The sequence below is a fragment of the Sulfurimonas sp. HSL-3221 genome (genome assembly GCF_021044585.1).
In the GTDB taxonomy this organism is placed as follows: Bacteria; Campylobacterota; Campylobacteria; order Campylobacterales; family Sulfurimonadaceae; genus Thiomicrolovo; species Thiomicrolovo sulfuroxydans.
In genome coordinates, this window is sequence record NZ_CP087998.1 from 1,446,201 (window position 1) to 1,473,040 (window position 26,840).

Here is a 26,840-nt window from a genome sequence, read left to right on the forward strand (position 1 = left end):
GCTTCGCTACCATGCGGCGGCTCATTGCCTTATTCACATACTATAAATCACAATCCACAGGACATAAATCATGAAAAAAACAATGCTATTGCTGCTGGCAACCGTGCCGATGTTCGGCGACGCTTTCAACGAGGGTCAGTTCGCCTACGACAAGGGTAATTACCGTCAAGCCGCTATCCAGTGGGAAAAAGCCTGCAACCTCGGTGAGGAAGCTGCCTGCTACAACCTCGGGATCATGTACTACAACGGCCATGGGGTCGGTCAGGATCATGCCAAAGCCGCCGGCTATTACAAAAAGGCCTGCGACACGGGGAGTGCTCCGGGGTGTACCGACCTCGGCCGCATGTACGAACACGGCCGCGGCATTGCCAAAAATGAATCCCATGCCGTTGTGCTCTTCCACAAGGCGTGCTACGCCGGTGAAGCAGCAGGTTGCTTTAACCTTGGCAATATGCTCAGTGACGGCCGGGGCGCGGAGCAGGACTATACTCAGGCCGCTAAGCTTTTCGATGTCTCCTGTGAGCTCGGGAATGCCCACGCCTGCACAAACATCGGCTACATGTACAGTTCCGGCAAAGGCGTGCAGCGCGATGCAGCCGCCGCGGTCGAGTACTTCAAAATGGCCTGCGACAACGGCAGCGCCAGCGGGTGTTATAACCTTGGAAACATGTACGCGCTCGGTGAAGGCACCAAGCACGACAGTGCGGCAGCAGCGCTGCTGTACGGCAAGGCTTGCAACGGTGGCTCTACGCTCGGCTGCAAATACTACAACAAGCTGAAGCAGGCGGGGCTGTAGTTTATTCATGCGTTCATACGGCAGTTTGCGGTAGCATGGTCCCATCGGAAAGGAGATCGTCATGAAAAGATCCGAGCAGCGCAACGTCCCCCAACGGCTCCATGCGATCTGAGCCCATCCATCCCGCCGAACTGGGCGCAACCCTCTTCGTCCCCGCGACGCATCCCGGCCTCGCCGCCGTGCTGGGCGGCAAGAAATACCCGCAGCTGCGCAGCTGCGTCATCGATCTCGAAGACGGCATCGACGCGGACGAGCGCGACGCAGCCCTTCAGCATCTGCGAACCCTTCTGCCCCGTTTTGCAGACACGCCCCTGCTCCGTTTTCTACGCCCATCGTCGCCGGAGATGCTCTCCGAGCTGCTGCGTATGACAGGGATTGAAAAGCTCGACGGGTTCGTCCTGCCGAAATTCGGCGGCGACAATGCCGATGCATGGCTGGCACTTCTGGACGATAACGCATTCGCAATCATGCCCTCCATCGAAGGCAGCGACCTCTTTTCCCAGACGAAACTCCATACCCTCGCCGAACGGCTGCAGCCTTACCGCGAGCGCATCCCGACGCTGCGTTTCGGGCTCGAGGATATGCTGCGCCAACTGGGGATGGTACGCGACTGCGATACGCCGCTGTACGGACTCGTCGCCCCGGCGCAAATCATCGCGACGCTCCTCACCGTTTTCAAACCCCGCGGCTTCAGCCTCTGCGGCGGCGTCTACAAATGTTTCAAGGACAAAGAAGGGTTTGCCAAGGAGCTGGAAGAGGATCTGAAGCAGGGGCTTTTCGGCAAGACGATCATCCACCCTTCCCAGATCGCGGCCGTCGAGCACGCCTGCAGGGTCGATGCGGCGGATCTGGCGCAGGCGGAAGCCATCGTTTCCGCATCATGCAATGTTTCGAACTTTCGTGGTATGATGGTGGAGAAACCGACGCAGCTGCCCTGGGCGCGGATGATTCTGCGGCGCGCAGCGCTCTACGGAGTAAAGGCATGACCAAGTTTGTCCACAACGCACCGACGCAGGATGAAGTCTATTCGTTCAATATGCATGTCGCCCACAGCGAAAACTACACGACCTACCGCATTCCCCTCGGCGCCACCTCCGAAGGGCAGAAAGAGCGTCTTTCACGCCGTTACGGCATACCGCTGCGCATCCTTGAGGACGAGCAGGAGCTCGTCATCAAGATTATGAATGAAATGGGGTAAAAGGGCTATTCGGTATATCCCAGGGAGCGCAGTCGTTCCGTGAGCCCTTCAGCGATGACACGGTACCCCGCCGCGTTGGGGTGAACATAATCTGCTCTAAGTGCCCGGTCTTCCAGGACATCCGGCAGGAGTGAAGGCATATAGGGTATGCCCTCCTCCTCGGCGATCTCCTTGTACAGCGGCAGCGACGTCATACCGAAAACCCCGAACGTCGGAACGCCGATCAATACAATATCGACCCCTTTCGCTTTTGCCATCTGTACAATGCGCTTGAGGTTTGCTTTCAGACGGCGCTTCGAACGCTGCTGCAAGATATCGTTCCCGCCCAGACAGAGCAGCATCAGCCGGATCGTGTCGTCTTCAAGCACGCCGGGAAGGCGCGCCAGCCCCTCCGCTGTCGTCTCGCCGTTCACGCCGGCATTGGTCACCGGGAATTCGGTCAGCGTCTGCAGCACGGCAGGATAGCTTTCATGGGCCGCTGCACCGTAACCGTGGGTGATGCTGTCGCCGAATGCGAGAATCGTGTCGCCTGTTTGCAAGGGGGTAACCTCTGGAACCGATTTCATAAGATAGATTGCTGTCAGGAACAGCAGAAGAAGAAGAGAAGCAAAGGCTTTGAGCATCGATGTTACTCGATCCAGCCCCCGCCGATCAGCTTGTCGCCGTCATAGAAGACGGCCGCCTGTCCGGCCGCGACGCCCAGGACAGGCTCCTGCAGCTTGATCTGCGCCTTCTCCCCTTCGATCGTGACGTGGCACGGCACGGCTTTCGTGCGGTAGCGCAGCTTCACCGTCGTATCGAATTCGCTGCGCTCGTCGAAGAGGTTGATGTTGCCGATGGTGACATCCCATATCTCCAGATCCTCTTTCTTGCCGACGACGATCTGGTTCGTCTCGGGCTTGATCTCGAGAACAAAGTGGGGTTCATGGGCGCCATGGACGGTGAACCCCTTGCGCTTGCCGATGGTATAGTGCATGTACCCTTTATGCTCTCCGACAACGTTGCCCTCACTGTCAAGCACCTCGCCGGGCTGGTCGATGTTCACGTAATCCTTGAGCACGTCCGCATAGGTCGTCTCGACGAAGCAGATCTCGCTCGACTCCGCCTGTGACGCAAAGGACTCCAGCCCCTGCACAGAGGCAGCGTAGGCTTTGATATCCGTCTTTTTGCGCTCGCCCAGCGGGAAAATGAGACGCGGCACGATCTTTTTGTCGATATAGAAAAGAAAATAGCTCTGGTCTTTGGTATCGTCCTCTGCCTGGTAGAGGAAGTGACCGTCGGTCTTGATGTAGTGCCCCGTCGCCAGGAAATCGGCCCCTACTTCGTCGGCGAAATCCGCCAGGGCGCCGAACTTCATCGTCCGATTGCACAGGGCGCATGGGTTCGGCGTGCGGCCTGCTTTGTAGGTCTCGACAAAGGGGGTAAACACGTTTTGGTTGAACTGTTTCTGCAGATCGAGGACATGCAGCTTCACCCCGGCGAAATCCGCGGCTTTCTGGGCGCGGGCCTGGTGGATCTCATGGTATCCCGGTTTGGAGTGCAGCTTCATGTACACTCCTTCGACCTCGTAGCCCTGTTCTTTGAGCAGCATCGTCGTCACCGTCGAGTCCACCCCGCCGCTCATCCCGATAAGCACTTTTTTCTTTTCCATTACCCTTCCAGCATTTTTTCGCAATTGTAACAGCAATGTGATAATTAAACCTAATATTTTCTTCCCAAACGCTACGTTTCAGGCAACCGCGCCGCCCGGGGGGCATTATCAAAACAGATCTTGAAGACGTGTTGCCCTCCTTCGTACGCGTAGCGCAGCGCATAGCTGTGGCGCGTCACGATCTCGTTGACGATATAAAGCCCCAGCCCCATCCCCTCAAGGGAGTGCTGGGAGAGATCGCGCTGGTATGCCTTGAGGTAGTGGGTATACTCCTCCTTGAACGGCTCCCCGGCATTGGCAATACGGAGGCAATTTTCCGAGAAGGCGATGGACACCGGCCGGTGTGAAGCGTACTTTTCCGCGTTATCAATCAGGTTTTTGAGCGCATAGGCAAAGAGGTCGAAATCCACCATGATCTTCTCGTTGCCGACGGTAATCTCCAACTCCGAACGCGGCACGTCCAACAGGTCGATCGCCTGGTCCAAAACGTCGATACAGGCGTAGGAGCGGATGTCAAGCTGCAGGTGGCGCGCCGTCAGCGACTCCACCCTCGCCAGGTCGCTCAGGTGTCCCTGCATCTGTTCGAAAAGCGCTTCGAGGATCGCCTTGTCCTTCGGATTGATCTCCAACAGGTGCGCCAGCAGTTTCCCTTTGCTAATAGGGGTTTTGAGCTCATGCATGACGTTGCGCAGGAAAAGCGAGCGGCTGCGCTGCAGGGCTTCGATTTTCTGGACGCTGTCGTGGAAGGCGTTGGCTACCTGCGCCACCTCGTCGCTCCCCTCGACCTTCGTGTCGATCCCCTTCTCCCCGTCGGCGAAACGGAGGATCTGGCGGTGCAGGTTCTGCAGCGGTTCGATGGAACCCGACATGTAGCGGTAGAGCAAGATCACCGTCGCCAGGACGAGTGCGGCGGCGATGAGAATATAGAGCATGTAGGGCGTCATTTCCTTGTCGCTGCGGTAGTAATACATGTCGTGCATTTTGTAGGCGTAATAGCAGTGCATGTCATAGACAAAAATCTCGATGTTCCCCGACTGGAAGGTCCGCCGCAAGAGCGGGTCTTCAATGAAGGGTTTGCCCTCTTCGCGGATGCGTTTCATCACCTCCCCGCCGACGGGGGTGAGCTTATGCTCTTTGAGGTAACGCGCAAACGCTTCGGGCGTCGGCTTGGTCATAAAAAGCAGGTCGTAGAGCATGACGGCGCGCTGGATCTCGTTGCGTTTGTCGAGCTGGATGGAGAGGTAGAGCGCCATCAGCGTCGCGGCAATCAGCAGCAGGGCCGTAATGGCGCCGACAAGGCGGGCGGCGAAGATGATCGAACGGGGGTTAATGTTCGTCAAACCGGTACCCTATGCCGCGCACGGTCTGAATGAAGGTGTCAAAGTGTTCCGGGTCGAGCTTTTTGCGGATGCGCCCGACGAGGATATTGATGCTCTCGACCCCGCTGTCAAAACGGTGCGACTCGATGCTGTTGGCGATATCGGCGCGGGAGATGGTACGGTTGGGGTGCTTCAGCATCAGTTTCAGGATCTCGTACTCCGCCAGGGTCAGCTTCAGGGGCGTGCCGTCGAAATAGATCAGCGTCCCCTCTTCGTCGATCCGGAAACGGCTCTGCGGCTCCTCCGCTTCCGTCTCGCTCCGTCCCCGGCGACGCAGCACGGTCTTGATCCTCGCCATCAGTTCGCGGGGATCGTAGGGCTTGGGCAGATAGTCGTCCGCCCCGTTTTCCAGTCCCGTCAGTTTGTCGTCGAGGTCCGTACGCGCGCTGGAGATGATAATGGGGACATCGGAGCGTTCGCGGATCTTGCGGCAGAGCATCAGCCCGTCCATTTCCGGCAGGGAAAGGTCGAGCACCACGAGATCGAACGGTTCTGCATCCAGCGCTTTCATCGCCTGGGAGGGACGCGTCACGTGTGCAACCGTCATCCCCTCCTGGCACAGAAACCGCCCCAGCAGTTCCGCCATCTGGACGTCGTCTTCGATCAGTAGCAAGCGGGTCGCTTCCACGGGCCATCCTTTCACTCTCATCCAGCATACCCGTTCATCAAAAACGCTTCATTAACGCAGCAGCGTATCGTGATCCTCGCCGAAGCCGCGCTCCTCGAAGAACTGCTGCAGCTTCTTGTAGTAGGGGGTGTCGGCCAGGCCGCTTGCCCTGAGCGACCCCAGCTGCACATCAAGCGATTCGCGGATCTCCTGGACGACCAGATCCACGTCATCCGTCAGCGTCAGCTTCGCCAGATCCTCCTCGTCGATCATCCCCTCGGCGAGCAGCGAGCTTCGCATAAACGCCAGCAGCGGGGCGTAAAAGGCCTCTCCCATCAAAAAGACGCAGACCCCGTCGACCTTCTTGGTCTGAATCAGCGTCAACGCCTCGAAGAGCTCATCGAGGGTGCCGAACCCGCCGGGCATGATGACGTAGGCCGTGGAGTATTTGACGAGCATCACCTTCCGGGAGAAGAAGTAGTCGAAATTCTCCTCCTTGGTCGTATAGGGGTTGGGACGCTGCTCCATCGGGAGTTCGATGTTCAGCCCGACCGATTCGACCCCCGCTTCCCGGTATTCGTAGGCCCCGCGGTTGGCCGCTTCCATGATGCCAGGGCCGCCGCCGCTGATGACGTTGAAACCCGAGGCGGCCAGCTTGCCGGAGAGTTCGACGGTCTTGGCGTACCAGGGGTGCGTTTCGTCCACGCGGGCACTGCCGAAGATCGTCACAGCCGGGCCGAGATCGCCCAGTTCGTCGAACCCCTTGACAAAGTCGGCCAGGATCTTGAATACCGACCAGACGTCGGAGGACTTGATGTCTTTGACATAGCGCTGCTCTATCTTCTGCTCCGATGCCATACCTATTTCTCCTCGGGGATAAGCGTCCGGATCGGCGAATCGCTTTTGTAAGGGACCTTGCCCGAGGGCACGACCCGCGACGCCCCGTCGAGATGGACCTCCTGGTCGTCGAAGAAGATGTGGGCCCCGTACGCTTCGAGGATCGCCTCCTTGCCCAGCCCTCCCAGGAAAAAAGCCTCGTCGACATGCACGCCCCAGCGCCGCAGGGTCTGGATGACCCGTTCGTGGGCCGGCGAGTTGCGCGCCGTGACAATGGCGATGCGCACCGGCGACGGTGCCGGGGCGAAGTGGCGCTGCAGGTAGGAAAGGGTGATCAGCAGCTTCGCGAAGGGTCCCGCTTCCAGGGGCTCGTCCGCGTGCGCCTTCTCGTGCGCCCAAAACGCCTCGATGCCGTCGCGTTTGTAGATCAGTTCGCTCGCCTCGGAAAAGAGGACCGCGTCGGCATCGAAAGCGATGCGGATCTGGTCGTCATGGTGTCCGGCGCTCTGCGGCGGCGCGTAGAGCGCGGCGGCGGCCACCCCGCCGTCAACGGCCTGCTGGACGTCCTCTTCGGACTTGGAGAGGAACAGGTCGACTTTGAAGGAGTCCAGGTAGGGCGAGAGCGACGTCCCGCCGCTGAACGCCGCCCGCGTGATGGGCAGCCCGTAATGTTCGACGGAGTTGAAGACGCGCAGTCCCGTATCGGGGGAGTTGCGCGACATGACGATCACCTCGACGACCTGCTTCCCCGCCTTCACGTTGAGACCCAGCAGGGCCTCAACGAGGGGGAACGCCGTCCCCTTTTCAAGGGGGACTTTCTCGTGTTCAAGCTGGTAGGCGCGGTACGCCTCGAGTCCCTCCTCCTCGAAAATGCGGTTGGAGGCCTCGAGGTCGAAGAGCGCCCGCGAGGAGATGCCGATCACCAAAACCGAAGAGAGATCAAATGCCATGACATGCAACCTTCGCGTAATAAATACGCACGTATTTAACGGTTATCATAGCGAAAAGCGCTATAATCCGCATTAGAAATTTTCTGCCCCAAGGATCTTTTTATGGCACAAGGTATTCTCGATCTGGTCAAACCCGGCGTCCTCTTCGGAGACGACGTTCAGAAGGTGTTCGCAGCGGCGAAAGCGGGCGAATTCGCCCTTCCGGCGGTCAACGTCGTCAACGTGGAGTCCATTAACGGCGTCCTGGAAGCGGCGGCGAAGGTCAACTCCCCCGTCATCATCCAGTTCTCCAACGGCGGCGGCCAGTTCTATGCGGGCAAAGGGCTCTCCAACGACGGCGAAAAGGCCGCCATCGCCGGAACGATCAGCGGGGCGCAGCATGTCCATATGATGGCCGAGCTTTACGGCGTGCCGGTCATCCTGCACACCGACCACGCTGCGCGCAAGCTCCTGCCGTGGATCGACGCGCTGCTCGAGGCCGGCGAAGTGCACTTCGACCGCACGGGCAAACCGCTGTTCAGCTCCCACATGCTCGACCTCTCCGAAGAGAGCCTTGAAGAGAACGTCGCCACCTGTGCCGAGTACCTGGCGCGTATGGACAAGATCGGGATGACCATCGAGATCGAACTGGGCGTCACCGGCGGCGAAGAGGACGGTGTCGACAATACCAACATCGACAACGCCCTGCTCTATACCCAGCCTGAAGACGTCGCCTACGCCTACGAGATCCTCAGCAAGATCAGCCCGCGCTTTACCGTCGCGGCCTCCTTCGGGAACGTTCACGGCGTCTACAAACCCGGCAACGTCGTGCTGACGCCGAAAATCCTGGACAACTCGCAGAAATACATCGCCGAGAAGTTCGGTACGGCTGAAAAACCGGTCAACTTCGTCTTCCACGGCGGCTCCGGCTCCGCCCCCGAAGAGATCACCGAAGCGCTTGGCTACGGCGTCATCAAGATGAACATCGATACGGATACGCAGTGGGCGACCTGGGACGGGGTCAGAGGCTATGTCGCGAAGTACCACGACTACCTGCAGGGCCAGATCGGCAACCCCGAGGGCGAGGACAAGCCGAACAAGAAATACTACGACCCGCGCAAATGGCTCCGCGCCGGTCAGGAGAGCCTCGTCGCGCGCGTCGAGCAGGCCTTCGCCGACCTCAACGCCATGAACCGCAACTAAGTGCGCCGCGCGTAGCGCGCGAGCATCGTCTCGTTGCCGCTGACGCCGCCCGAGTGCACATACAGCACATCCCCCTCCAGATCATCCCATGCTTCCATCAACGCCAGCCACATTACCGGGGCATAGATCAGATCGAAGGTTACGCCCGCCGCTTTCAGTTTTTCATACGTCTGCAGCAGGTCGTCATGCAGGCTGCCGAAACGGTAGGGCGTGGCGAGGATCAGCAGGTTCGGCGGCAGCGGCATCAACGCTTCGATCTGCCGCTGCAGGTACGTGGGGCCGCCCACCGCCGCCACGGTGACCACGCGGCATTCGGGCAGAGCTTTTGCCAGGTAAGCCGCCGTCGTCCCCGTGCCCGAAGGCGTCACGACATTGAGACGTTCAATGCCCCTTGTCTTTTGCCACGCCCTGATCTCTTCGGCCAGAGCCCTCACCCCCTCCTCCGCGGCCGGGTCGGCCCCGCCCTGGGGAATCAGGCGCAAGCGTTCCTGCTTTGCGCAGCGCTGTTTCAGCGCCTCTACCGCCGCATCGTACACGGTCGGATGCACCTCTTGCAGCGCCATCCCCTGCGCCAGGGCATGTTTGTAGTTCCCCTGCGGCTCCGCACTCAGATGGTGCGGTGCCCTCTTCGCGGTGTATTCGAACCGCCACCCTTTCAGACGGCAGAGCGCGGCGATGGAGAGCATGGCGTTGGACTGGATGCCGCCGTAGGAGACCAGCGTATCGATTGCTTTGGAAGGAATCTGCAGCAGGGCGTAAAGTTTTCGGTATTTATTGCCGCTGAAAAGGGGGTGGATCAGGTCGTCGCGTTTGAGGGTGAGCTCCCGCTCTTCAAACCGGAAGGGTTCGAAAGGTGCGGGTGAAAGGTGCAAATTATTTGCTGTAGGTGATTTTTGCAGCGTTTTTGAGCGCTTTGGTCTTCGCTTCCATCTCTTTTTGGAATTTCTCCTGCTTCAGGCGCTGTTCGATGAACGGTTTTGCTTCGTCGAGTGTCGCTTTCTTGCCGGCCTGCTTCTCTTCGAGATAGATGACGTGGTAACCGAACTGGGTCTTGACCGGTTCCGGCGTGATCGTTCCGACTTTCATGCTGAAGACGGCGTCGTTGAACTCCGGTACCATCTGTCCCTGCTGGAAGAAGCCGAGATCGCCGCCCTTCGGACCGCTCGGGCCTGTCGATTTCGCTTTGGCGTCTTCGATGAACTTCTCTTTGAGCTTGTCGCCCTTGAGGCTCTTCATCCCGCTGATGATCTTCTTCGCTTCGTCTTCCGTTTTCACAAGGATGTGGCGCGCATGGACTTTCTCTTTCTGCTCGAACTCGTCGCCGTGGCCATCATAGTAGGCTTTGATCTCTTTGTCGCTGACTTGGATGCCATCGAGCAGATTCTCCTGCCAGACTTTCGCCGCGAGCTGCTTCTCGATGCGCGCGACGATATCGTCATACTCTTTTTTATATTTTGCGGATTCGAGGACACCCTCTTTCTTGGCTTCTTCGTAGACGAGCTCCTGCATGACGAGGCCCTCGACGACGCGCTGCTGCAGTTCATCCTGCTTCTCTTTCGGCAGTGAGGTAAAACGACCCTGCGTTCCTTCCATCAGAACCGCATTCACTTCCTCGGATGTGATCGTTTTACCGTTGACCGTTGCCAACACTGCCGCAGAGGCGCTTACGCTGATCAGCGCCGCCGCCATCAATGATTTGATGATAAGCTTCATTCATTCACCTTTGTTTAATGTGAAAGTATTGTATTTATGAATATTAAACAGACACCCAACGGCCGGGGCGGCCGCGTCAGGAGAGGGCGGGTTTGCTCAGATAGCGTTCGAGAATTCCCTCGAGTTTTTCGCGCCCCAGGGGTTTGGCGAGGTAGTCGTCCAGCCCCTCGGCGAGGATGCGTTCGCGGTCCCCTTCCATCACGAGGGCCGTCAGTGCGACGATGGGTGCGGGGTGCTCGCGGAAGAGCGGAAGCTTGCGGATCTCCTGCGTCGCCGCGATCCCGTCCTTGACCGGCATATCGATATCCATGAAGATCACGTCAAAAGGGAATTTGCGGCAGAGCTCCACCGCATCAGAGCCGTTCGAAGCGGTCGTGACAGAGAGGTTGTACTCTTCAAGCAGCAGCTTTGTCAGGCGCTGATTGATGATGTTGTCCTCGACGACCAGCGCTTTGACCTTGCGCTCTGAGCCCTGCGGCTTCTCGACCGCCTTGACCGGCAGCTGCAGCACCTGGGTAAGGTGTTTCGAAATCCGGGAAGGAAGCAGCGGTTTTTTGAGGGTGTAATCGACCACCTGGCGCACCCGTTCCGGCAGCTCCTCGTCCTCGTCGATGAGCATGACGAAACGGCACGGATGCGACTCGAAGGCCCCCAGCTGCATCAGCCAGCCGGAGTTCTCCTTGGGGGCGACGATATAGAGGATATCCGTCTCGCCGCAGTCGACGTGCTCGGTGTAATGCACCTTCGTCACCGAGAGCCCGAAAGACTGCAGGTAGCGGCTGAGCAGGTTGCCGTCGAAAAGACGGTCGTCGTCAAAGAGCAGCACCTTCGCGCTGTGGTCGCGGATGGGGTCGAAGCTGGTCACGGTCGTGCCCGTCACGTCGAGGTTGAAGGAGAAGTGCGAACCGCGCCCCGCCTCGGACGTGACGTCGAGCCAGGTGCCCATCATCTGCAGCAGTCCCTCGGTGAGGGTCAGCCCGACGCCCAGACGGTTGTCCGAATGGCCGCCGGTCTCGAACGGTTTGGTGATCGAAGCCAGCCGCTCCGGCTGGATGCCGACGCCCGTATCCTTGACGCTGACGTGGAGGGTATAGAGGTCGTTCGCATGCTTTTTGAGCACGCGGATGTCGACATGAACCCGCCCGCCCGCTTCGGTGAACTTGACCGCGTTGTCCACCAGCAGGGAGATCACCTGGCGGAATTTGCGCGGATCGGCCTCGATATAGGTCGGCATGGCCGGGTCGATAAAGACGTAAAGCCCGATACCGCGCTGGCGCGCCTCGTACTCGTAGTGCTTGAAGAGCGCTTCGAGTTCCCCCATCGGTTTGAACTCGGTCACCTCCAGGCTCAGACGGCCCGTCTGCATCTGCGCGAGGTCCAGCAGGGACTCAATGTTGTTCATCATATACTGCGAAGAGCGTTCGATCATCTCGATGTAGTCGCGCTGGGTCGCCGAGGGGTGGGAAGATTTCAGCAGCTCGACAAAGCCCATAATGCCGTTCATCGGCGTGCGGAATTCATGGGAGATATTGTGCAGAAACTGCTGCTTTGCCGTCTCCGCGCGCTCGCGCTCCTGGCGCGCCCGCTCCTGCTCGGTCACGTCCGTCATCTCCAGGAACGACAGACCGTTCAGGCCGCTTTTGAAGACCCTGCTGCGCAGCGCGAAGACCTTTATCTGGCCGTTGGGGAGCTTCATGTGGACCTGCGGCGGCTTCTCCGCTTCGCGCTCCAGCTGCCGGAGCCACTGCTCGTCGGTCTCGGCAAAGATCTCGTAGTTCGGATCGTTAAAGAAGTCCGCGATCCGGTCGTACTCCGCGCGGAACTCCTCCATATTCTTGAAACCGAAGGTGTTGTAAAAGGCGAGGTTTGCCCCCACCCATCCCTTTGCCGGGCTGAAGAACATTACCGTGGCGCTCTGCGCATCAAGGTAACTGAACAGCAGCGACTTGCTGATGTAGTCGTCGGGGAGGTCTCCCGCATCCGTGCGCTTCCCGAAAAGCCAGCTAATCAATCCCATCGGGCGCTCCTTTCACAATCTTTCACAATGTTAAGTTTCATAGTGTAGCCAGCCCAAGCTTTTACATTTATTACACTTATATCAAAATTTCAAACGCGTAATCCGGTGCGCTTTGCTACAATGCCACCCATGAAAAAAGTGAAAAAAGCCACCAAAGTAGAGATCGAAGCCATTAAGGCGGCCCTGATGGAGCGCTACAGCGAGGCCGTTACGGAGCTGGACTACCGCAACGCCTACGAACTCGTTATCGCCGTCGCCCTCTCGGCGCAGTGCACGGACAAGCGGGTCAACCTGATCACCCCCGCGCTTTTCGAAAAGTACCCCGACCCCGCAGCCTTGGCTGCCGCCGATGTCGACGACGTGAAAGCGATCATCCGCAGCTGTTCCTTCTTTAACAACAAAGCCGTCAATATCGTGAAAATGGCGCAGCGGGTCATGGAGGTCTACGGGGGCGAGATCCCGATGAACGAAAAGGATCTTGTCACCCTCGCGGGCGTCGGGCAGAAGACGGCCCACGTCGTCATGATCGAGTACACGGGGGCAAATCTGATGGCCGTCGACACCCACGTCTTCCGCGTCGCCCACCGCCTGGGGCTCAGCGACGACGAAACGGCGCTGAAAACCGAAGAGACCCTGGTCAAGAAGTTCAAGACGGACCTGCACGCCCTGCACCAGGGGATGGTCCTGTTCGGCCGCTACATCTGCACGGCAAAAAACCCCAAATGCGAGACGGAGTGTTTCTTGCAGGAGTACTGCAAAAGTACCGAAGGGTTCAAAGCCCGCTGAGGGCTTTTTCAATCGCAGATATTCAGCACGGTGTTGTCAGGAGGCGTTGCGCATGCGCGCCTGCTACCCGCTGCCTATTCCCCGATATCCGCCAGAACCTTTTTGACGACCGCGAAAACACGCTCGACGCTCCCGAGGTCGACACGCTCGCGGGTGGAGTGCGGATGGGTAATCGTCGGACCGACGGAGGCCATCTGCATCAGCGGGAAATGCGTCTTGATGATGCCGCACTCCAGCCCGGCGTGGATCCCGCCGATGCTTACCTCTGCACCCAGGTGCGCTTCGTAGGCCCCTTTCACCCGGTCTATGAAACCCTCCTGCTCCGGCTCCCACGGGGCGTAGAACCCCTCACTCTGCACCGACGCGCCGAACGCTTCGAAGTAGGCCGTTGTCTCCGCTTCGATGCGGCGCAGATCCGCTTCGATCATCGAGCGGGCACTGAGCTTGATCGTGATCGCGGTGTCGCTCGTCGCAATCTCGGCAAGATTGATGCTGGTACGCACCAGCCCCAGCCCCGTATCATAGTCACGCACACCGTGGGCGAAGGCATGCAGCATCGGCAGCGGCGAGCGGTCGATGACGGAGCAGCGCTGTTTCCCTAATGGACGAAGCGCCGCATCCTCCACGGGCGCTTCAAATGCGACCGTGGCCACGGCGCGCCTGGGCACGGCGTTTCGGCGCTCGCCCCCTTCGACGGAGACGACCATCGCCTCCAGACCGTACAGCGTTGCCGAAAGCTCCTTGATGGCATTGGGGAGGTGCTTGTCGATGTCGACACCCGAATGACCGCCGGGGAACCCCTCGGCCACCGCTTCGTAACACTCCAGCTCCCTTAGGTTGCGTGTCAGCGGCAGGGTCACGTTGAGGTCCACCCCGCCCGCACAGCCGACAGTAATCTCCCCCTCCTCTTCGCTGTCAAGGTTGAGCAGGTAGGGGGTCTTGAGGGGGACGGCGAGCTCACGTGCCCCGACCAGGCCCGTCTCTTCGTCGGAAGTGAAGAGGCAGTCGACAGCCTGCCCCTCTTCCATCAGGGCAAGCATCATCGCCATCCCCATGCCGTTGTCCGCACCGAGGGTAGACTCCGTCGCGTACAGCCATCCCGCTTCCTCGTAGAGTTCAAGGGAGGGCGCCTTGCCGATGCAGACCATATCGTAATGTGCCTGCAGCGTCACCATCGCCTCCGGATGGCTGCAGAGCAGGTTCCCCGCGTCATCCGTATGCAGTGTATAGCCGTACGCCTCCGCCTTCTCGCGCAGGTAGGCGAGCATCTGCGCCGCATCGCAGCTGCAGTGCGGGATGGCGCAGAGCGCTTTGAAATGTTCGATGACGGTCATGGTCCCTCCTATTTTTTCAGCGCGATGAACGTCGCGAAATTGCCCCAGCGGAAGATCGTCTCGCAGTGGGCAAAGCCGCAGCGCGTCACCATCTCCCTGTTTTCCGCCTCGGTATAGGGGATGAGGACGTTCTCCAGCGCTTCGCGCTTCTGCATGATCTCGTACTCGCTGTACCCCTGCGCCTTTTTAAAGTCGTAATAGCCGTCGATCAGGAGCTTGTTGAGGCGCTTGTCCTCGCTGACGACCTTTTCGCTGAAGATGAAGACCCCGCCGGCCTTCAGCGTGTCGTAGACGCGCTGTACCAGCGTCTCGCGCACCGGCGGGCGGATGAACTGCAGCGTGTAGTTCGTGATGAAAACGTCGGCCGCCTCGTAGTCGAAGTTCATGATGTCAGCCTCTTCGAGCCTGATTTTCGAGCCGAAGACGGCGAGCTTTCGCCGTGCCTGTTCGAGCATGGAGGCCGCGTTGTCGATGCCGACGAGCTCGGCCCCCACTTTCAGCTCCCGCTCGATGCTCAGCAGCGTCGAGGCGGTGGAGCAGCCCAGGTCGTAGAGGCGCCCGCCCTCGGGAAGGTACGCCAGCGCGAAACGCTTTGTCAACGCCATCGCCTCCTCGTAAAAGGGGACGGAGCGCTTGAGCATGTCGTCGAAGACCGCGGCGATCTGCTCGTCGAACTCAAACTGCTTCTCGATCGGTTTGTTGAATACTTTGTCTTCCATTACTCTCCCCTCTCGTTGGCGCACGCCACGCAGAGCGTCGCTTCGGGCATCAGTGCCAGCCTCGCCGGCGCGATGGGTTCGTCGCACGCTTCGCAGAGCCCGAAGTCTTCGGAGTCGATGCGCGACAGTGCGTAGGCCAGGCGGTTTTTGCGCCGCAGCGCCGCTTCGTAGGCTTTGGCCGCGACCTCCTGCTCCCCCATCAGCTCCGCACGCGTCAGTTCCCCCAGACAGCAGTCCGGGGCGATCGGTTCGAGCTGGGGTTCAAGCTGCGCGATCTCGTCGGCCGTCTTCGCTGCAGCCGCTTCAAGCGTAAGCCGCAGCGCCGCCTTCGCTTCCGTTGTCATTCATCGGCGTCCAGGTGGATCACCTCGGCGACATCCAGGCCGAAACCGCCCAGACCGACGAAGGAAGGCGCATGGGCATCGGTGATGAGACGCATATGCTTCACGCCCAGGGTCTTGAGGATCTGCGCGCCGATGCCGTACTCTTTCATGTTCCCGCCGGCCGCGTCTGGGTTGTTGATGAAGACCAGGACGCCGCTGTTCTGTTTGAGATACTCGATGCTCTCGATCAGGCGGTTGTACTTGCACTGGTTGAGCAGCAGGTCGAGGTCGGGGATGACGTTGTGCACCTTGACGTTGGCCGTTTCGTTGACGTTGTAGAAGACGACGGCCGTATGGCGGTTGCCTTCGTGGTCTTCGAAATCGTGGCGCTTAGCTTTGACGCCGAAGAACTCTATGTCCGCCTCTTCCGTGCTGTGTACCAGGGTCTCGTTGGCCATGCGGTACTCGACGATGTCGGAGATGTAGACGACCTGCAGCGCATGCTTCTCGGCAAAGATGTCGAGGTCGTCGCGGCGCGCCATGGTGCCGTCCTCTTTCATCACTTCGCAGATGACGGCCGACTCGCTCAGCCCCGCGAGGCGGCAGAGGTCGACGGAACCTTCCGTATGCCCCGTGCGGACCAGGGTACCGCCCTCTTTAGCGATAAGCGGGAAGATGTGCCCCGGACGCGCCAGCTGTTCCGGGCGGCTGAGGGGATCAGCGAGGATGCGGATGGTGAGGTCGCGCTCCCCCGCGGAGATCCCCGTCGTGGCTTCCGTGGCGTCGACGGAAACGGTAAAGGCCGTTTCGTGCGCCGAGGTGTTGGAGGTGACCATCGGTGCCAGTTCCAGCCGCTTTGCCGTGGCTTCGGAAAGGGCCACACAGATGAGCCCTTTGGCGTGCGTCGCCATGAAGTTGACATGCTCGGGTGTCGAGAAGACCGATGCGTAGACGAGGTCCCCCTCGTTCTCCCTGTCCTCGTCATCCATCATGATGACCATTTCGCCGCGCTTGATCGCTTCTATCGCTTTTTTTACCCGTTCGATCGGTGTCATTTCTCTCCCTAACAATGCTCCGGTATCCATCGTTGTTTTGTGAATGCCGTATATAATAGTTGCAATTATAGCCAATAAAAATTTTTCGCAAATTTCTCCCCCAAACCCTTGACATTCCGGTACAGATTGCCTATAATTTCGGCCTCAACTGACACAGAGCAGTTGCAGAAACGGACTGGGGTATCGCCAAGCGGTAAGGCACTTGGTTTTGGTCCAAGCATTCGGGGGTTCGAATCCCTCTACCCCATCCACCTTTTCATAACGATCGCGGGATAGAGCAGTTCGGTAGCTCGTCGGGCTCATAACCCGAAGGTCACAGGTTCAAATCCTGTTCCCGCAACCAATCGAAACCTTCAACTCAAAAATCAAACTTTTTTTCCAAAACGAGCTCTTATCTGATCTTTCCAAATTTCACTTCACGCTGTGCGTCGCCACCTCCCTGACCATTCGGCTGAAACCGGACGTCATGAAATAGCCGTGCACGTAGGTCTTGACCTTCGAAGGCGTCAACGCCCCGGCAAGTTCCGGGGTCTCCGCATCGGGAAGCACGATGTATTCCATCCCCAGGCGCCGGCACGCCTCGGCTTCGCTCAATACCAGCTCCCGCACGAACGGCGTCTCCGGATTCAAGACGGAAACCACGCGCCGGATCCCGTTGTGGCGCTGCAGCCGCTCCAACGCCGCCGGGTCCGGGTAAGGGCCTGCGTAAAGATTCGTGCCGACGAAATAGACGCTCCCCTTAAAGGGCTGCAGCGGGTTGGCATACGCTTCGACCTTGTCGAAATGTGTCAGTACCATCAGGAAGTAGTAGCTTAAAAACGTCAGCAGCAACAAGAAGCGCACGCTCCAGAAGCGGAAGTTCTCAAACCGTTTCAAATCGACTTCCTTTTGATCTGTCCCCAGGAGCGGTTAAAGAAGTTGAACGTAGCGAGGAACCCCTCCACTTTGAGAATCGGCCGGTAAAAGAACGGTTCCAGGAAACTCAGCACCAGCAGCCGATAGATATCCTTCAACTTCGTGAAACGGCGCTTGACGAACATGTCTAAAGAGAGGGCGCCGATATTGAGGACGGTTCCCCAGGTGAACTCCAGCAGGAAGAAGACCACGAGCGCCTCCTTGTTCAGCAGGCCGAAAACGTAAAGCGTGATGATGGAGACGAGGCCCAGGAAGGTCACCAGCGGCGCGACCCCCTCGATCAACAGGTAATAGGGCATTGCGAGCATTCCCACCTTGCCGTATTTCGGATTGAAAACCATGTCCCGGTTGTAGTAGAGGGTTTCGATCAATCCCCGGTGCCAGCGGTTGCGCTGACGCAGAAGCGATTTGTAATCGGTGGGCACCTGCGTCCAGCACATCGTGTCGGGGAGGAAGCGGACGGTATGGTCGATGCCGTGGTCGTAGCAGTGGCGATGCATGCGCACCAGCAGATCGAAATCCTCCCCCACCGTGTGGCGGTAGCCGCCGATGGAGAGGACCATGTCTTTGCGGAAAACGCCGAAGGCGCCGGAGATGATCAGCAAGGCGCCGAAACGTTCCCAGGCGATCCTGCCCGCCAGAAAGCCCCGGGTGTATTCGAGCACCTGAAAGGCCTCGATCTGCGTGTTCGGCACCGCGCGGCGCAAGACGTGCTTCTCGACGACGTCGCAGCCGTTCATCACGTTGACCCTGCCGCCGATAGCCACCAGCCTCCTGTCGAGGGAGAAAAGAACGATGCTCCGGAGAATCGCGTCAAACTCCAGCAGCGAGTCCGCGTCCACACTGCAAAAGAGCGGATACCGCGAGACGTTGATGCCGCAGTTGAGCGCATCCGCTTTCCCGCCGTTGCCTTTGTCGACGACGATCAGGTTCGGATAGTCCGGCGAGGTATAGGTCTGCCGGATCGCCTCGTGGGGGACGTTCAGGCGTACGGGAACGTTGCTCGGTTCCAGGGCGAACTCCTCTTTGAGGCGCGTCAGCGTGCCGTCGGTTGAGCCGTCATTGATAACGATGATCTCATACTCGGGAAAATGCAGCTTCAAAAAGGAGTGGACCGAGGCCGTGATCGTCTTCTCTTCGTTGAACGCCGGAACCAGGAGCGATATCGGACGGTAGTTGTTCGAGTTGATGATCCGGCTGACGATGACGTTCTTGGCCGAGAAAAAATAGCCCATGATCTGTTTGAGCGAGATCAGGATAAACACCGTCGTCGTCATGTTCGTCATCACCAGGAACATCAGGTAGAGCACCTGAAGCAGCAGAAAAAGATAGATCAGGTATTCACTCATCGCCGTACTCCAACACCGGGCAGAAGGCGTTCAGGCCGTCAAGGAAAAAGGCATCGTTGATTTTGCCGGGGGCTTTGCGCGTGACGATCTCCAGGATCTCCGCGCGCCCGAAACCGTGTTTTTTGCACGTTTCGAAGATGTTGCGCCTGACGTAGTAGTTTTCGTCGAAAAAGTAGACGTAAAGAAAAGCCAGCGCGTCTCTGCCGCAGAGGTCGAGCCCGGTCCTGGAGCAGACGATGCGGGTCACGGGGTCGTGACTTTGATAGTACGCCGCGATCACGTCGCACTCCATGGCCCCGATCTTGTGAAAACTGCGGATATAGGTGATGACGAACTGTTCATCCTCCCGGTAGCGTTCGAACAGGCTTTTGAGCAGCGGGGCGTACGCCGGGTTCTTCGTGTCCCCCATCGCCGCGACGACGCTGCGGACCATCACCATCGGCGCGGCGCGGAACAGCACCCCGTTCAGAAACACCTCGAGTTCCCGGTACGGGATGTTTACGAGCGCCTGCATATAGACGAATTCGCTGAACTTCAGGCTGATCCCCCTGTTGTATGCCCCCTGCAGCACATCCGTGATGTGTTCGAGGTCTTCGTCCGTTTCGGCGAGCTTCGCAAAACCGTACACGGAGTACACCATCATCTCGAACTCGGTATGCTTCTGGATCATCCGCTCGAAAAAAGATTTCAGACGCGGCGAATAGAGGAAGAGCATCTTCGTGAAAAAGAACTTCTTTTTCACCTCCGACCAGCTGGTGCGGTAACGGTGAAGCAGGTAGGTATCGACCTCCATTTTCATGGCAAGGTCGCGCGTCTTTCTCCGCTCCTCGACGGGGAGAAAACTGTTGACCTCGGTCAAGGCGTCGGCGAGGGCATAGTAATCGAGCCTGCCGTTCACCGCGAGTTCGTTCCGCCCCGATGCAAGGTAGCGGTTGATCTGCGGAACATACTGCTCTTTGCGCAGCAGCACGATGTGCCTTCTGCGTTCGATAGAGTACTGCGAAACCGACAAGACGATGAGCAGAACGACCGCGCTCAGGAAAAACACGATTGTCACGTCCCAGACGAGCGGGAGCTTATCGGTCAGAAACGTCAGCCAAATCTGCAGTATATTTTCCGGCATCACCAGTACCTTTTGACGTAGAGGCTCGCGCCCCGGCGATCGAATGTCGCGGTATCAGTGCGGTAATGGTCATAAAAGAGGGCCGCGCCCACCATCCATGCCGGCGTCAGCCGGTAGCTCCCCTCCCCCCGGTACATGTCCGCGTCCGTATGGCTGAACACATTGCCGATGTCGACCTTTTCCGACGAGGAGGCCCGTGTATAGGAGAGCATGGCCTCCCAGCGGCAGGCGCTTTCGTATTTCAGCAGATTCAGCAGCGCGTAACTGCCGCTCTCGGGAATCCAGTAGAACTTCTGGTTCCAGGTGTAACGGTCGCCGAAATAGAGGGAGTACTCCGGCACCAGCAGATGCGTATCGGCATCTTTATAGTGGCTGTAGACGTACCCCATGCCGAACTCAAAATGCCCAAACCCTTTGTACAGGTGCCCCCCGAGGCTGTACCGGGGGAGAAAATCCGCATCCGGCGCGGCGGAAAATGAGAGGTAGCCCCATGTCCCGTTCCCGAAGGCGTCATAAAGCTCTCCGCGCACATTCGTGTCGTAGAGGCCGTAGCGCCAGACCCGCTCAGCCGCAGCGACGAGCACACTGCGTGCGATCGGCACTTCGACGCCGACGTAGACCCGCCCGTCGTCGTCCCTGTTGTCGCTGTAGCCGGCGAGCTCCGTTCCGGCCTCGAACGCGTGGACCCGGGTGCGGCAGTAGAGCTGCGGGTAGGTTTTGCGGAACGTCTCCTGCACCTGCCCGTCCAACGCCGACACGGCGGCCCCCGCTTTGGTTTTTTCATGCAGCTGCAGCAGCACCGTGACATACAGCCGTGTCGTTTCCAGGTCTCCGGGCTGCTCCGCGACCAGCGTTTCAAGCAGCGCTTCGGCTTTGCCCGGCTCTCCCGCTTCCACATAGAGCGCCGCCAGTTTTTTGCCCGCTTCGCGATTCGCATTGCGTGTATAACTTTGCTGCAAACGTTCGGCGGCTTCGGTGTATTTTTCCTGCCAGCGCAGCAGGTCCGTCAGGATCGCCTCCGCCTCCGCACTCGCGGGGTAGCGCTCCAAAAGCGCGCGGTCGGCGGCTTCCGCTTTGGGCAACTCCCCCAGCCTGATCAGTGCGCGGACCCGGAGGAGCATGACATCGTAGGCGTTCCTGACCGCTTCGGGTTCGCCGTCGATCAGCGCCGGCACCTCCGCGGGCGCCTTCTCCAGGAGTGCCTCGCCCTTCTCGAGCAGCAGGGTCGTCCGCACCTGCAGGTAGACCCGGTCGTTTCCGTAGGCCGGATCGAGCGACACGAGTTTCCCGAACTGCGTGGCCGCTTCCCCGGTGCGTCCCGACCAGAAGAGCAGCGTCGCGTACTGTTTCAACACGGCCCCGTCGCCGGGAAATGCTTCGGCCAGCATACGCGAGGCCTCGCAGGCCGCCGGCGCGCCCTGCGCGCGGGCCGTTTCATACAGGTGGTCGATGAAAAGCTGCCTGATCTTGGCAGGATCGTCTTTCACCGTTTCAAAACCACCGACGCCGAGCGCTGCTGCCATCTGCCGGATGTCGGCGTCGCTGCTGCCGACAAGGCAGCGCACCGTGTAATCCCCCGCCTCCGCGTAGGTCACGCAGTAGGGCGCGAGACCGGCCGAGAGATGCGCCCTTGCCCCCTCCGCTTCCAATGCCGTATCAAAAAAACCGAGTCTCGCCGAGAATATCTCCGCCGACAGACAGACCGGCAGCAGTATCCACGGCAGCAAAGAGCGTTTCATACTTTATGACCACATTCTTTCATATTTTTTTATCATACACTGCATGATACGGTATGCTACCTAAAGTGTTGATTCACCACGTTAAAAAACAATATTATTACGTTTCTTCTGCATCATCGTTTTTCAGGCACAACACTTCACACAGATGAAAAATAGGCAGAAAACAGGGTGTGCCTGCAAAGAGGATGGGAACGGTATCAAAAGAGAGAGGGGGATAGTTGCTTGCCAGGACGGCGGGACGTCCCGAAGCGATTAGAACTGTTTGGCGTAGACGGCAACGGCGATCAGACCGACATAGACCATTGCCATGAAGTTGAACTTCGTACGAAAATAGTTGTCCAAAGCGTGCATCGTTTCTCCTTGTGCCTTGATTGTCACTCTTATTGCAATTATGGTTCCGGACAGGATTCGCCGTTTTCGGAGGAGCAGCTGTTGTCGATGGGCGTGCCCAGCGGCGTGTTGATGATCCCTTCGATTTTCGCCTGGTCGAAGCCGCACATGCGGTGGCCGTTGACGCTGATAAGGGGACGGCGGATAAGAATGGGGTCTTGCAGCAGCATGGAAAGGGCCGCTTCGGCGTTGTAAGCCGTGGGGTCGACCCGCCCCTCTTTGACAGCGGGGGCGTTGGGGTTGAACCACTCGGCCACGGGACGTTCGTCCAGGTAGGTCTTCAGCTCTTCCGGGCTCATACTGAGCGCCAGCAGGTCCTGCACAATGAGCGTGCATCCCGCCTTGTAGAGCAGCTTCTTCTGACGCGCGTTGGTGGCGCAGCCCGGTTTTTCGTAAAAGAGGACCAGCGTCATCCCAGCTCAACCATATCAATGGCTTTGTCGGTGAGGCAGTAGGTCGTCGTACCGTCATCGTCCTCGGTCATGCAGTGGTTCAGGCAGCCCGCATCCCACAGGGTCTCGATCGCTTCGTCGACAAGCTTCTGATCAAGCCCGAGGTAAAAAGCGATGTCCTCGGCTTCGTAGACGCTGTAGTTCTCCTCGTCGGCGAGGTTGTAGATCGCCTTCATCACGCTGCGGAGAATCCGCGTCTTGCTAATCGGTTCGGACATGTCCATACCAGTTTCGGACATCTCAACACTCTCTTCAGACATTTTTACTCCTTCAAAGCCGCTATCTGTTTTTGCAGTGCGATCCGCTGCAGCGGATGCAACTGCGTCTTTTCCACCCATGTCTCATACGCATCTGTATAGTGCGCTTTAAGCAGAGGATGCAAATTCTGTGCCTGCTTGCTCAGCGTCTCCAGGTAGGCCTTCGCCTCGTCGTATGTAAACTTCTTGACCGGCTGCAGGCGGCGTTTTACCCCGTCGACAAGCTTGTCGTCCAGGTGCGCTTCGGCCATTCCCAGGAAGCTCGTCGCGGCCCCCAGGTCGGCGTAATGTTCGTTCCAGATACGGCCGTTGATGACCTGGTCGCAGGCCATGTCGATAAAGACCGGCGCGTATTCGAGCACCTGCACCAATTCGGTAAAGTCGTTGTCGACCATGGCCCGGAAGAGCATCCGGCTCCGGTTGCGTACCTTGACGCGCAGGCGGTCGTTCGCGATGACGTCGGGGTGCAGCCGCGTGAAGCGTTCGTACGCCCCCAGGCGCGAGTGGTTGAAGGCCATAATGGAGACCATGACGTTTTTGTCGCTGACCTGCTCCGGGTGCGAACCGGAGGGGCGGTAGAAGGCCCACTCCAGACGCGCCTCATCATCCTCGTGGTAGAGGTAGAGCTCGTCGCCTCTTGTCTCGAAGTCCGGCTCATCCTTGAGGGCTTCGATCTCTTCCTTGTAACTCAGGTCGTACATATCTACTCCTCACGGTATCCGAACAAAGTCCGGATACCTGCGTTAACACTGGGTTTGCTTCGGCAGCAGGCCCACGCACCCTTGGCGCTTTGTCGCATTCCATGCTCCTGTTTCATTCCCATTACTATGCAGAGCACAGCTGATTTCCTCACAGATCAAAGTAGAAGACGTCGCCGTAGGGCTCAAAACGCTTCATGTTGCGCTTTTCGCTCACCAGGAACAGCGTCGGCAGGTGCGAGGCCTTTTCAATCTTGAAGAAACCGTCGCTGAGTACCATCAGCGTCGCCGCCGCCTCGTCCGCCGTATTGAGGTACTCCAGTACCGGTGCGAACTGCGTCCCGCCGTTGCCCTTCTCGAACGCCACTTCCGGTTTGAGCGCCTGGGCGTCGTAGGTGACGATCTTCTCCTTGTCGACCTCATCGTCGAAGGGGATGACCGTCACCTTGAAGTCCGTACTGAGGCGCAAAACCCCGTCGATGATACCGAGGAACTTCGAGAAGGTGTCTCGGCTGATACTCATGGAGCGGTCCAGCGCAATGTAGAGGTTGAGACGGTTGTTCTCCTGGCGGTATCCGGGCAGGTAGAGCTCCTGGTAGATGAAACGGCGGTTGGGGCGGGAGAAGTCGCTCTGCTTGTCGAAGAAGCTCTCCGTCATATAGGTGTGCAGGAGGGTCGCCAGGTCAATCTTGGGACGGGTGACTTCGCGGATCACTTCCAGGAAGGAGGCCGGGATGTTCCCCTGCTTCTGCGCCGCCCCCATCGCCTGCACGATCAGCGCGTCGATATCTTCCATCGCCGCTTCGCTGTCGCCCTCGCTTTCTATGAGGTCCTGCTTCTGCTCCTGCGGGTTCTCGTCGTCGGGCGTGCCTTCGCCCTCGGGGTTCTCCTGGTACAGCGTGTTGTAGACCTCTTCGACGCTCTGGTCGCGGTACTTCTCCATCATCACTTCATGTTCGGGCCGCTCGCCGACCCGCTCGAAATCATCGAGCAGCAGGTTGATGACGACGTCGCTGCTGCGGTTCCACGTTTTGTGGTCGCGCCCGCCCATACGGAAAGGGTGCTTGAGCATGATGTGCAGCAGCGTATGCGCGTAAATGTACTTGAGCTGCGGTTCGGGAATGGTCTCGGCCATCGTCGTATCGACGTAGATGGCCGTCCCGTCGGTCTCGAAGGCTTCGTGGGGGTTCTTGCGGTAGCGCATAGGCAGGGAGAGTGCCAATACGCTCAAAAACGGGTGGTCAAATAGAAACTGGACGCGGATCTTCTCCAGCCGGCGCTGCAAATCGCTCTGTTCTTCTGGCATGGCCCTCTCTCTACCCTGGGTTTATGCCGGAAAATATGCAATCGCCGTTCTATCAATTGGCGGCTACACCTCCCCCTTCAGGTAAGCCTTGCGCTCCGCTTCGGGGAACTTCTCGATGGCGTAGTGCAGCATCGTCCGCGGCATCGTCTTGTAACGCGAAGCGAGAAACGCCCGCTCTCTTTCCGGGTCGCGGTTCCCGACCTCCCGCAGCATCCACCCGACGGCCTTGTGGATAAGGTCATGGGTGTCACGCAGCAGCAGTTCCGCTATTTCCAGCGCCGTGTCGAACCTGCTGTTGCGGATAAAGTAGAACGTCGCCATTATCGCGATGCGGCGCTCCCACAAACTTTCTGAACGTGCGAACGTATAGAGGATCGCTTTCTCCCTCGCTATCAGGTACTCGCCGACAATGTAAGGCGCGGAGCTGTCAACAAGATCCCAGTTGTTGATGTGGGCGGTATTGGCCATGTAGCAGTTGTAAACCGCCTCTTTCTCTGCTGTATCGCCACGCTCATACTTCGCGACCATCAGCAGCAGGGCGAAAAGGCGCTCTTCATGATAGGGAGAGTGCAGCAGTTTCTCGACCTCCTGCAGCGGCGCCAACCAGAATGCAGATACCTGCTTTCGCAACACGGGGACGCGGATACCGAGGAATCTATCCCCTGCTCCATACTCTCCCTCGCCCGTTTTGAAAAAGCGCTGCGAATGTTCGGCGATGTCGGGGTCGCCGAGGTTTCTGAGGGTTAAGCTGATTTGTTCTGCGTTCATCGCGTGTACTTGTAACGTTGAAAACGAGGAATCAAAAAGCCGCCCGCGGGTTTTTGATTGGTCTCCACTGATTTATTATATGTACAAATGGCTTCAAAGCTCAAAGCAATTCCTATTGGTGCCTGAAGTCCAAAGAATGCGTATGCATTAGCTAACTCCTTAACTCCATACAGGTTTATTCCTTTTCATCCTGTGGAATACTTTCTTTAGTTTCATATGTCATCTTCATATTCATAGAGAAGGTAGTTGTCGGGGAATGATACCCCAAAGGATGAAATTGATACTGTTGCATGTCAACAGACGCATTATTGATATGGGCCGCCCCTATTATTAGATGCTCACGGTGAAAATCATCTTTTGAAGAAAATTGAATGGGCACGAAAAATGTGAAATGCGCAAAATATATGCCAATCATCATGTATGGACATCTTTGATCAAGATGTTCTTGCCGTCGTAAAAGGACGGCTCTAATCAAATTATTTTTGTTGGCAGTTTTGCTATAAATAAACATCATTCCATAGCTGTTTTCAGGGAACTTATCACTTGGATAAGAGTCCTCGAAAAGCCATTCTTTTGTTGCATCAAAGTATTGAATTTCATCAACAGGCATTAATGCTAATGCAATTTTGGAAAATGACTTCATGATTTTATGATGATGTATTTTTATGTCTTTGAGCTGGATTTCGGCATTATTGTCGCCGAGATCCTTGAACATTTTTTTGCCTGCTTTTGTTGAAAAGCGCAATAGTCTTTGATCATGGAATGTGGTAACACACCCATGATTTGCATAGTGCTTTTGATGGGGTCTGCCCTTTTTCCCTTTGACAAAACCAATAGACCGAAATATAGATAAAAATTCTGCTAATTCATTTTCAATGTAACTTCCAAAATATGAATTGCATCTATCGCATTCGTCGTTTGAAAAAAGCTTTTTGTTTCCTAATGATTCGGGAATTGTGTGGGCCACTGTTTCAAATGTTGTTTCCCCTTCGGCGTCACCACAGAATCTGCACACTCCTTTATCCCCTAAATGAATGTTCTCATCTAAATCGCAGAAGGAATAATCAACTATTTTGTCGTAGTTAGTTCTAGTGAATTCATAGCACTTGAACAGGTTCATTTGATCTTGGGGCAATGTGAATTTCATTTTAAGCTGGCCATTTTCGAAGATCATCTGAAACATTATTTACTCCACTAAAATACAACTATAGTTGCATGACGTATTAATCTCACTATCTATATGAACATAGCGTTTAAAATGACCAATCAAAAAGCCGCCCACGGTTTTTTTGATTG

28 protein-coding genes and 2 tRNA genes are annotated in these 26,840 nt (G+C 57.7%); 7 read left to right on the forward strand and 23 right to left on the reverse strand.

The genetic code is table 11. From position 1 onward, the window contains the following. Window positions 1–70 precede the first annotated feature (70 nt). The 3 genes from LOH54_RS07340 (at window position 71) to LOH54_RS07350 (ending at window position 1,994) form a co-directional block, all read left to right on the forward strand. On the forward strand, window positions 71–796 hold the full coding sequence (locus tag LOH54_RS07340; protein ID WP_231018189.1) for a tetratricopeptide repeat protein: 726 nt from the start codon (window positions 71–73) through the stop codon (window positions 794–796). Between the two features lie 101 nt (window positions 797–897). Beyond that, on the forward strand, window positions 898–1,782 hold the full coding sequence (locus tag LOH54_RS07345) for an HpcH/HpaI aldolase/citrate lyase family protein (protein WP_231018190.1): 885 nt from the start codon (window positions 898–900) through the stop codon (window positions 1,780–1,782). Continuing rightward, window positions 1,779–1,994 carry a hypothetical protein gene (locus tag LOH54_RS07350; protein WP_231018191.1) on the forward strand — a complete coding sequence of 72 codons (216 nt, stop codon included), beginning with the start codon at window positions 1,779–1,781 and terminating at the stop codon, window positions 1,992–1,994. Before LOH54_RS07345 ends, LOH54_RS07350 begins: the two co-directional genes overlap by 4 nt. A 5-nt stretch (window positions 1,995–1,999) precedes the next feature. On the opposite strand, the gene LOH54_RS07355 is transcribed toward LOH54_RS07350, so the two are convergent. The 6 genes from LOH54_RS07355 to LOH54_RS07380 all read right to left on the reverse strand — a co-directional run bounded on the left by LOH54_RS07355 (window position 2,000) and on the right by LOH54_RS07380 (window position 7,418). Next, window positions 2,000–2,533 carry an arylesterase gene (locus LOH54_RS07355; RefSeq protein ID WP_231018192.1) on the reverse strand — a complete coding sequence of 178 codons (534 nt, stop codon included), beginning with the start codon at window positions 2,531–2,533 and terminating at the stop codon, window positions 2,000–2,002. 89 nt (window positions 2,534–2,622) lie between these two features. Beyond that, window positions 2,623–3,645 (reverse strand): tRNA 2-thiouridine(34) synthase MnmA, encoded by a 1,023-nt coding sequence (gene mnmA, locus LOH54_RS07360; RefSeq protein ID WP_231018193.1) that lies wholly within the window; start codon window positions 3,643–3,645, stop codon window positions 2,623–2,625. Between the two features lie 71 nt (window positions 3,646–3,716). Beyond that, on the reverse strand, window positions 3,717–4,985 hold the full coding sequence (locus LOH54_RS07365) for an ArsS family sensor histidine kinase (protein WP_231018194.1): 1,269 nt from the start codon (window positions 4,983–4,985) through the stop codon (window positions 3,717–3,719). Beyond that, window positions 4,972–5,652 carry a response regulator transcription factor gene (locus LOH54_RS07370; protein WP_231018195.1) on the reverse strand — a complete coding sequence of 227 codons (681 nt, stop codon included), beginning with the start codon at window positions 5,650–5,652 and terminating at the stop codon, window positions 4,972–4,974. Before LOH54_RS07370 ends, LOH54_RS07365 begins: the two co-directional genes overlap by 14 nt. A gap of 51 nt (window positions 5,653–5,703) precedes the next feature. Continuing rightward, window positions 5,704–6,489, reverse strand: a complete 786-nt coding sequence (locus LOH54_RS07375; protein WP_231018196.1) for an LOG family protein — start codon at window positions 6,487–6,489, stop codon at window positions 5,704–5,706. Between the two features lie 2 nt (window positions 6,490–6,491). Next, window positions 6,492–7,418 (reverse strand): 5'-nucleotidase, encoded by a 927-nt coding sequence (locus tag LOH54_RS07380; protein WP_231018197.1) that lies wholly within the window; start codon window positions 7,416–7,418, stop codon window positions 6,492–6,494. A 102-nt stretch (window positions 7,419–7,520) separates the two neighbouring features. Here LOH54_RS07380 and fbaA point away from each other — a divergent pair, with 102 nt between their 5' ends. Further along, complete coding sequence (gene fbaA, locus LOH54_RS07385) at window positions 7,521–8,600, forward strand: class II fructose-bisphosphate aldolase (RefSeq protein WP_231018198.1); 1,080 nt, start codon at window positions 7,521–7,523, stop codon at window positions 8,598–8,600. Here fbaA and LOH54_RS07390 read toward each other — a convergent pair. The 3 genes from LOH54_RS07390 to LOH54_RS07400 form a co-directional block, all read right to left on the reverse strand. Further along, the gene (locus LOH54_RS07390; RefSeq protein ID WP_231018199.1) at window positions 8,597–9,472 is read right to left on the reverse strand and encodes a pyridoxal-phosphate dependent enzyme; all 876 of its coding nucleotides are present in this window, start codon (window positions 9,470–9,472) and stop codon (window positions 8,597–8,599) included. The two genes, fbaA and LOH54_RS07390, sit on opposite strands and share 4 nt — an antisense overlap. 1 nt (window position 9,473) lies before the next feature. Beyond that, the gene (locus LOH54_RS07395) at window positions 9,474–10,313 is read right to left on the reverse strand and encodes a peptidylprolyl isomerase (RefSeq protein WP_231018200.1); all 840 of its coding nucleotides are present in this window, start codon (window positions 10,311–10,313) and stop codon (window positions 9,474–9,476) included. A 76-nt stretch (window positions 10,314–10,389) separates the two neighbouring features. Continuing rightward, window positions 10,390–12,330 carry a response regulator gene (locus tag LOH54_RS07400; protein WP_231018202.1) on the reverse strand — a complete coding sequence of 647 codons (1,941 nt, stop codon included), beginning with the start codon at window positions 12,328–12,330 and terminating at the stop codon, window positions 10,390–10,392. 129 nt (window positions 12,331–12,459) lie between these two features. On the opposite strand from LOH54_RS07400, the gene nth reads away from it, so the two are divergent. Further along, window positions 12,460–13,116, forward strand: coding sequence for an endonuclease III (gene nth, locus LOH54_RS07405; protein ID WP_231018203.1), 657 nt, complete (start codon window positions 12,460–12,462; stop codon window positions 13,114–13,116). Between the two features lie 74 nt (window positions 13,117–13,190). Here the strand turns inward: nth and LOH54_RS07410 are convergent, their stop codons facing one another. The 4 genes from LOH54_RS07410 to LOH54_RS07425 are packed head-to-tail and all read right to left on the reverse strand — an operon-like array spanning window position 13,191 to window position 16,547. Beyond that, window positions 13,191–14,450, reverse strand: a complete 1,260-nt coding sequence (locus LOH54_RS07410; protein WP_231018205.1) for a M20/M25/M40 family metallo-hydrolase — start codon at window positions 14,448–14,450, stop codon at window positions 13,191–13,193. A gap of 8 nt (window positions 14,451–14,458) precedes the next feature. Next, window positions 14,459–15,169 carry a carboxy-S-adenosyl-L-methionine synthase CmoA gene (gene cmoA / locus LOH54_RS07415; RefSeq protein ID WP_231018206.1) on the reverse strand — a complete coding sequence of 237 codons (711 nt, stop codon included), beginning with the start codon at window positions 15,167–15,169 and terminating at the stop codon, window positions 14,459–14,461. Next, window positions 15,169–15,513, reverse strand: a complete 345-nt coding sequence (locus LOH54_RS07420) for a TraR/DksA family transcriptional regulator (protein ID WP_231018208.1) — start codon at window positions 15,511–15,513, stop codon at window positions 15,169–15,171. Before LOH54_RS07420 ends, cmoA begins: the two co-directional genes overlap by 1 nt. Beyond that, window positions 15,510–16,547 (reverse strand): bifunctional 3,4-dihydroxy-2-butanone 4-phosphate synthase/GTP cyclohydrolase II, encoded by a 1,038-nt coding sequence (locus tag LOH54_RS07425; protein ID WP_231018209.1) that lies wholly within the window; start codon window positions 16,545–16,547, stop codon window positions 15,510–15,512. Before LOH54_RS07425 ends, LOH54_RS07420 begins: the two co-directional genes overlap by 4 nt. Before the next feature lie 176 nt (window positions 16,548–16,723). Between LOH54_RS07425 and LOH54_RS07430 the strand changes: the two genes are divergently transcribed. Both LOH54_RS07430 and LOH54_RS07435 read left to right on the forward strand, forming a co-directional pair. Beyond that, window positions 16,724–16,798: transfer RNA gene (locus tag LOH54_RS07430), tRNA-Gln, on the forward strand. Window positions 16,799–16,813: 15 nt separating this feature from the next. Then, a tRNA-Met gene (locus LOH54_RS07435) sits at window positions 16,814–16,890 on the forward strand. A 68-nt stretch (window positions 16,891–16,958) separates the two neighbouring features. Here the strand turns inward: LOH54_RS07435 and LOH54_RS07440 are convergent. The 10 genes from LOH54_RS07440 to LOH54_RS07485 form a co-directional block, all read right to left on the reverse strand. Further along, entirely contained in the window at window positions 16,959–17,423 is a 465-nt protein-coding gene (locus tag LOH54_RS07440; RefSeq protein ID WP_231018211.1) for a hypothetical protein, read from the reverse strand. Continuing rightward, window positions 17,420–18,811: a glycosyltransferase family 2 protein gene (locus LOH54_RS07445; protein WP_231018212.1), complete on the reverse strand. Its 1,392-nt coding sequence runs from the start codon at window positions 18,809–18,811 to the stop codon at window positions 17,420–17,422. The genes LOH54_RS07440 and LOH54_RS07445 overlap by 4 nt, the downstream gene beginning before the upstream one ends. Then, window positions 18,804–19,934, reverse strand: a complete 1,131-nt coding sequence (locus LOH54_RS07450) for a hypothetical protein (protein WP_231018213.1) — start codon at window positions 19,932–19,934, stop codon at window positions 18,804–18,806. Before LOH54_RS07450 ends, LOH54_RS07445 begins: the two co-directional genes overlap by 8 nt. Then, entirely contained in the window at window positions 19,934–21,673 is a 1,740-nt protein-coding gene (locus LOH54_RS07455; RefSeq protein WP_231018215.1) for a YaiO family outer membrane beta-barrel protein, read from the reverse strand. The genes LOH54_RS07450 and LOH54_RS07455 overlap by 1 nt, the downstream gene beginning before the upstream one ends. Window positions 21,674–22,062: 389 nt before the next feature. Next, window positions 22,063–22,476: an ArsC/Spx/MgsR family protein gene (locus LOH54_RS07460; RefSeq protein WP_231018217.1), complete on the reverse strand. Its 414-nt coding sequence runs from the start codon at window positions 22,474–22,476 to the stop codon at window positions 22,063–22,065. Further along, complete coding sequence (locus tag LOH54_RS07465; protein WP_231018219.1) at window positions 22,473–22,775, reverse strand: hypothetical protein; 303 nt, start codon at window positions 22,773–22,775, stop codon at window positions 22,473–22,475. The genes LOH54_RS07460 and LOH54_RS07465 overlap by 4 nt, the downstream gene beginning before the upstream one ends. A gap of 2 nt (window positions 22,776–22,777) precedes the next feature. Further along, complete coding sequence (locus tag LOH54_RS07470; protein WP_231018220.1) at window positions 22,778–23,473, reverse strand: hypothetical protein; 696 nt, start codon at window positions 23,471–23,473, stop codon at window positions 22,778–22,780. Window positions 23,474–23,621: 148 nt separating this feature from the next. Further along, window positions 23,622–24,776 (reverse strand): vWA domain-containing protein, encoded by a 1,155-nt coding sequence (locus LOH54_RS07475; RefSeq protein WP_231018221.1) that lies wholly within the window; start codon window positions 24,774–24,776, stop codon window positions 23,622–23,624. A 63-nt stretch (window positions 24,777–24,839) separates the two neighbouring features. After that, window positions 24,840–25,544 carry a DNA alkylation repair protein gene (locus LOH54_RS07480; RefSeq protein WP_231018222.1) on the reverse strand — a complete coding sequence of 235 codons (705 nt, stop codon included), beginning with the start codon at window positions 25,542–25,544 and terminating at the stop codon, window positions 24,840–24,842. A 175-nt stretch (window positions 25,545–25,719) separates the two neighbouring features. Beyond that, window positions 25,720–26,727 (reverse strand): HNH endonuclease, encoded by a 1,008-nt coding sequence (locus LOH54_RS07485; protein WP_231018223.1) that lies wholly within the window; start codon window positions 26,725–26,727, stop codon window positions 25,720–25,722. Between the last annotated feature and the right edge of the window lie 113 nt (window positions 26,728–26,840).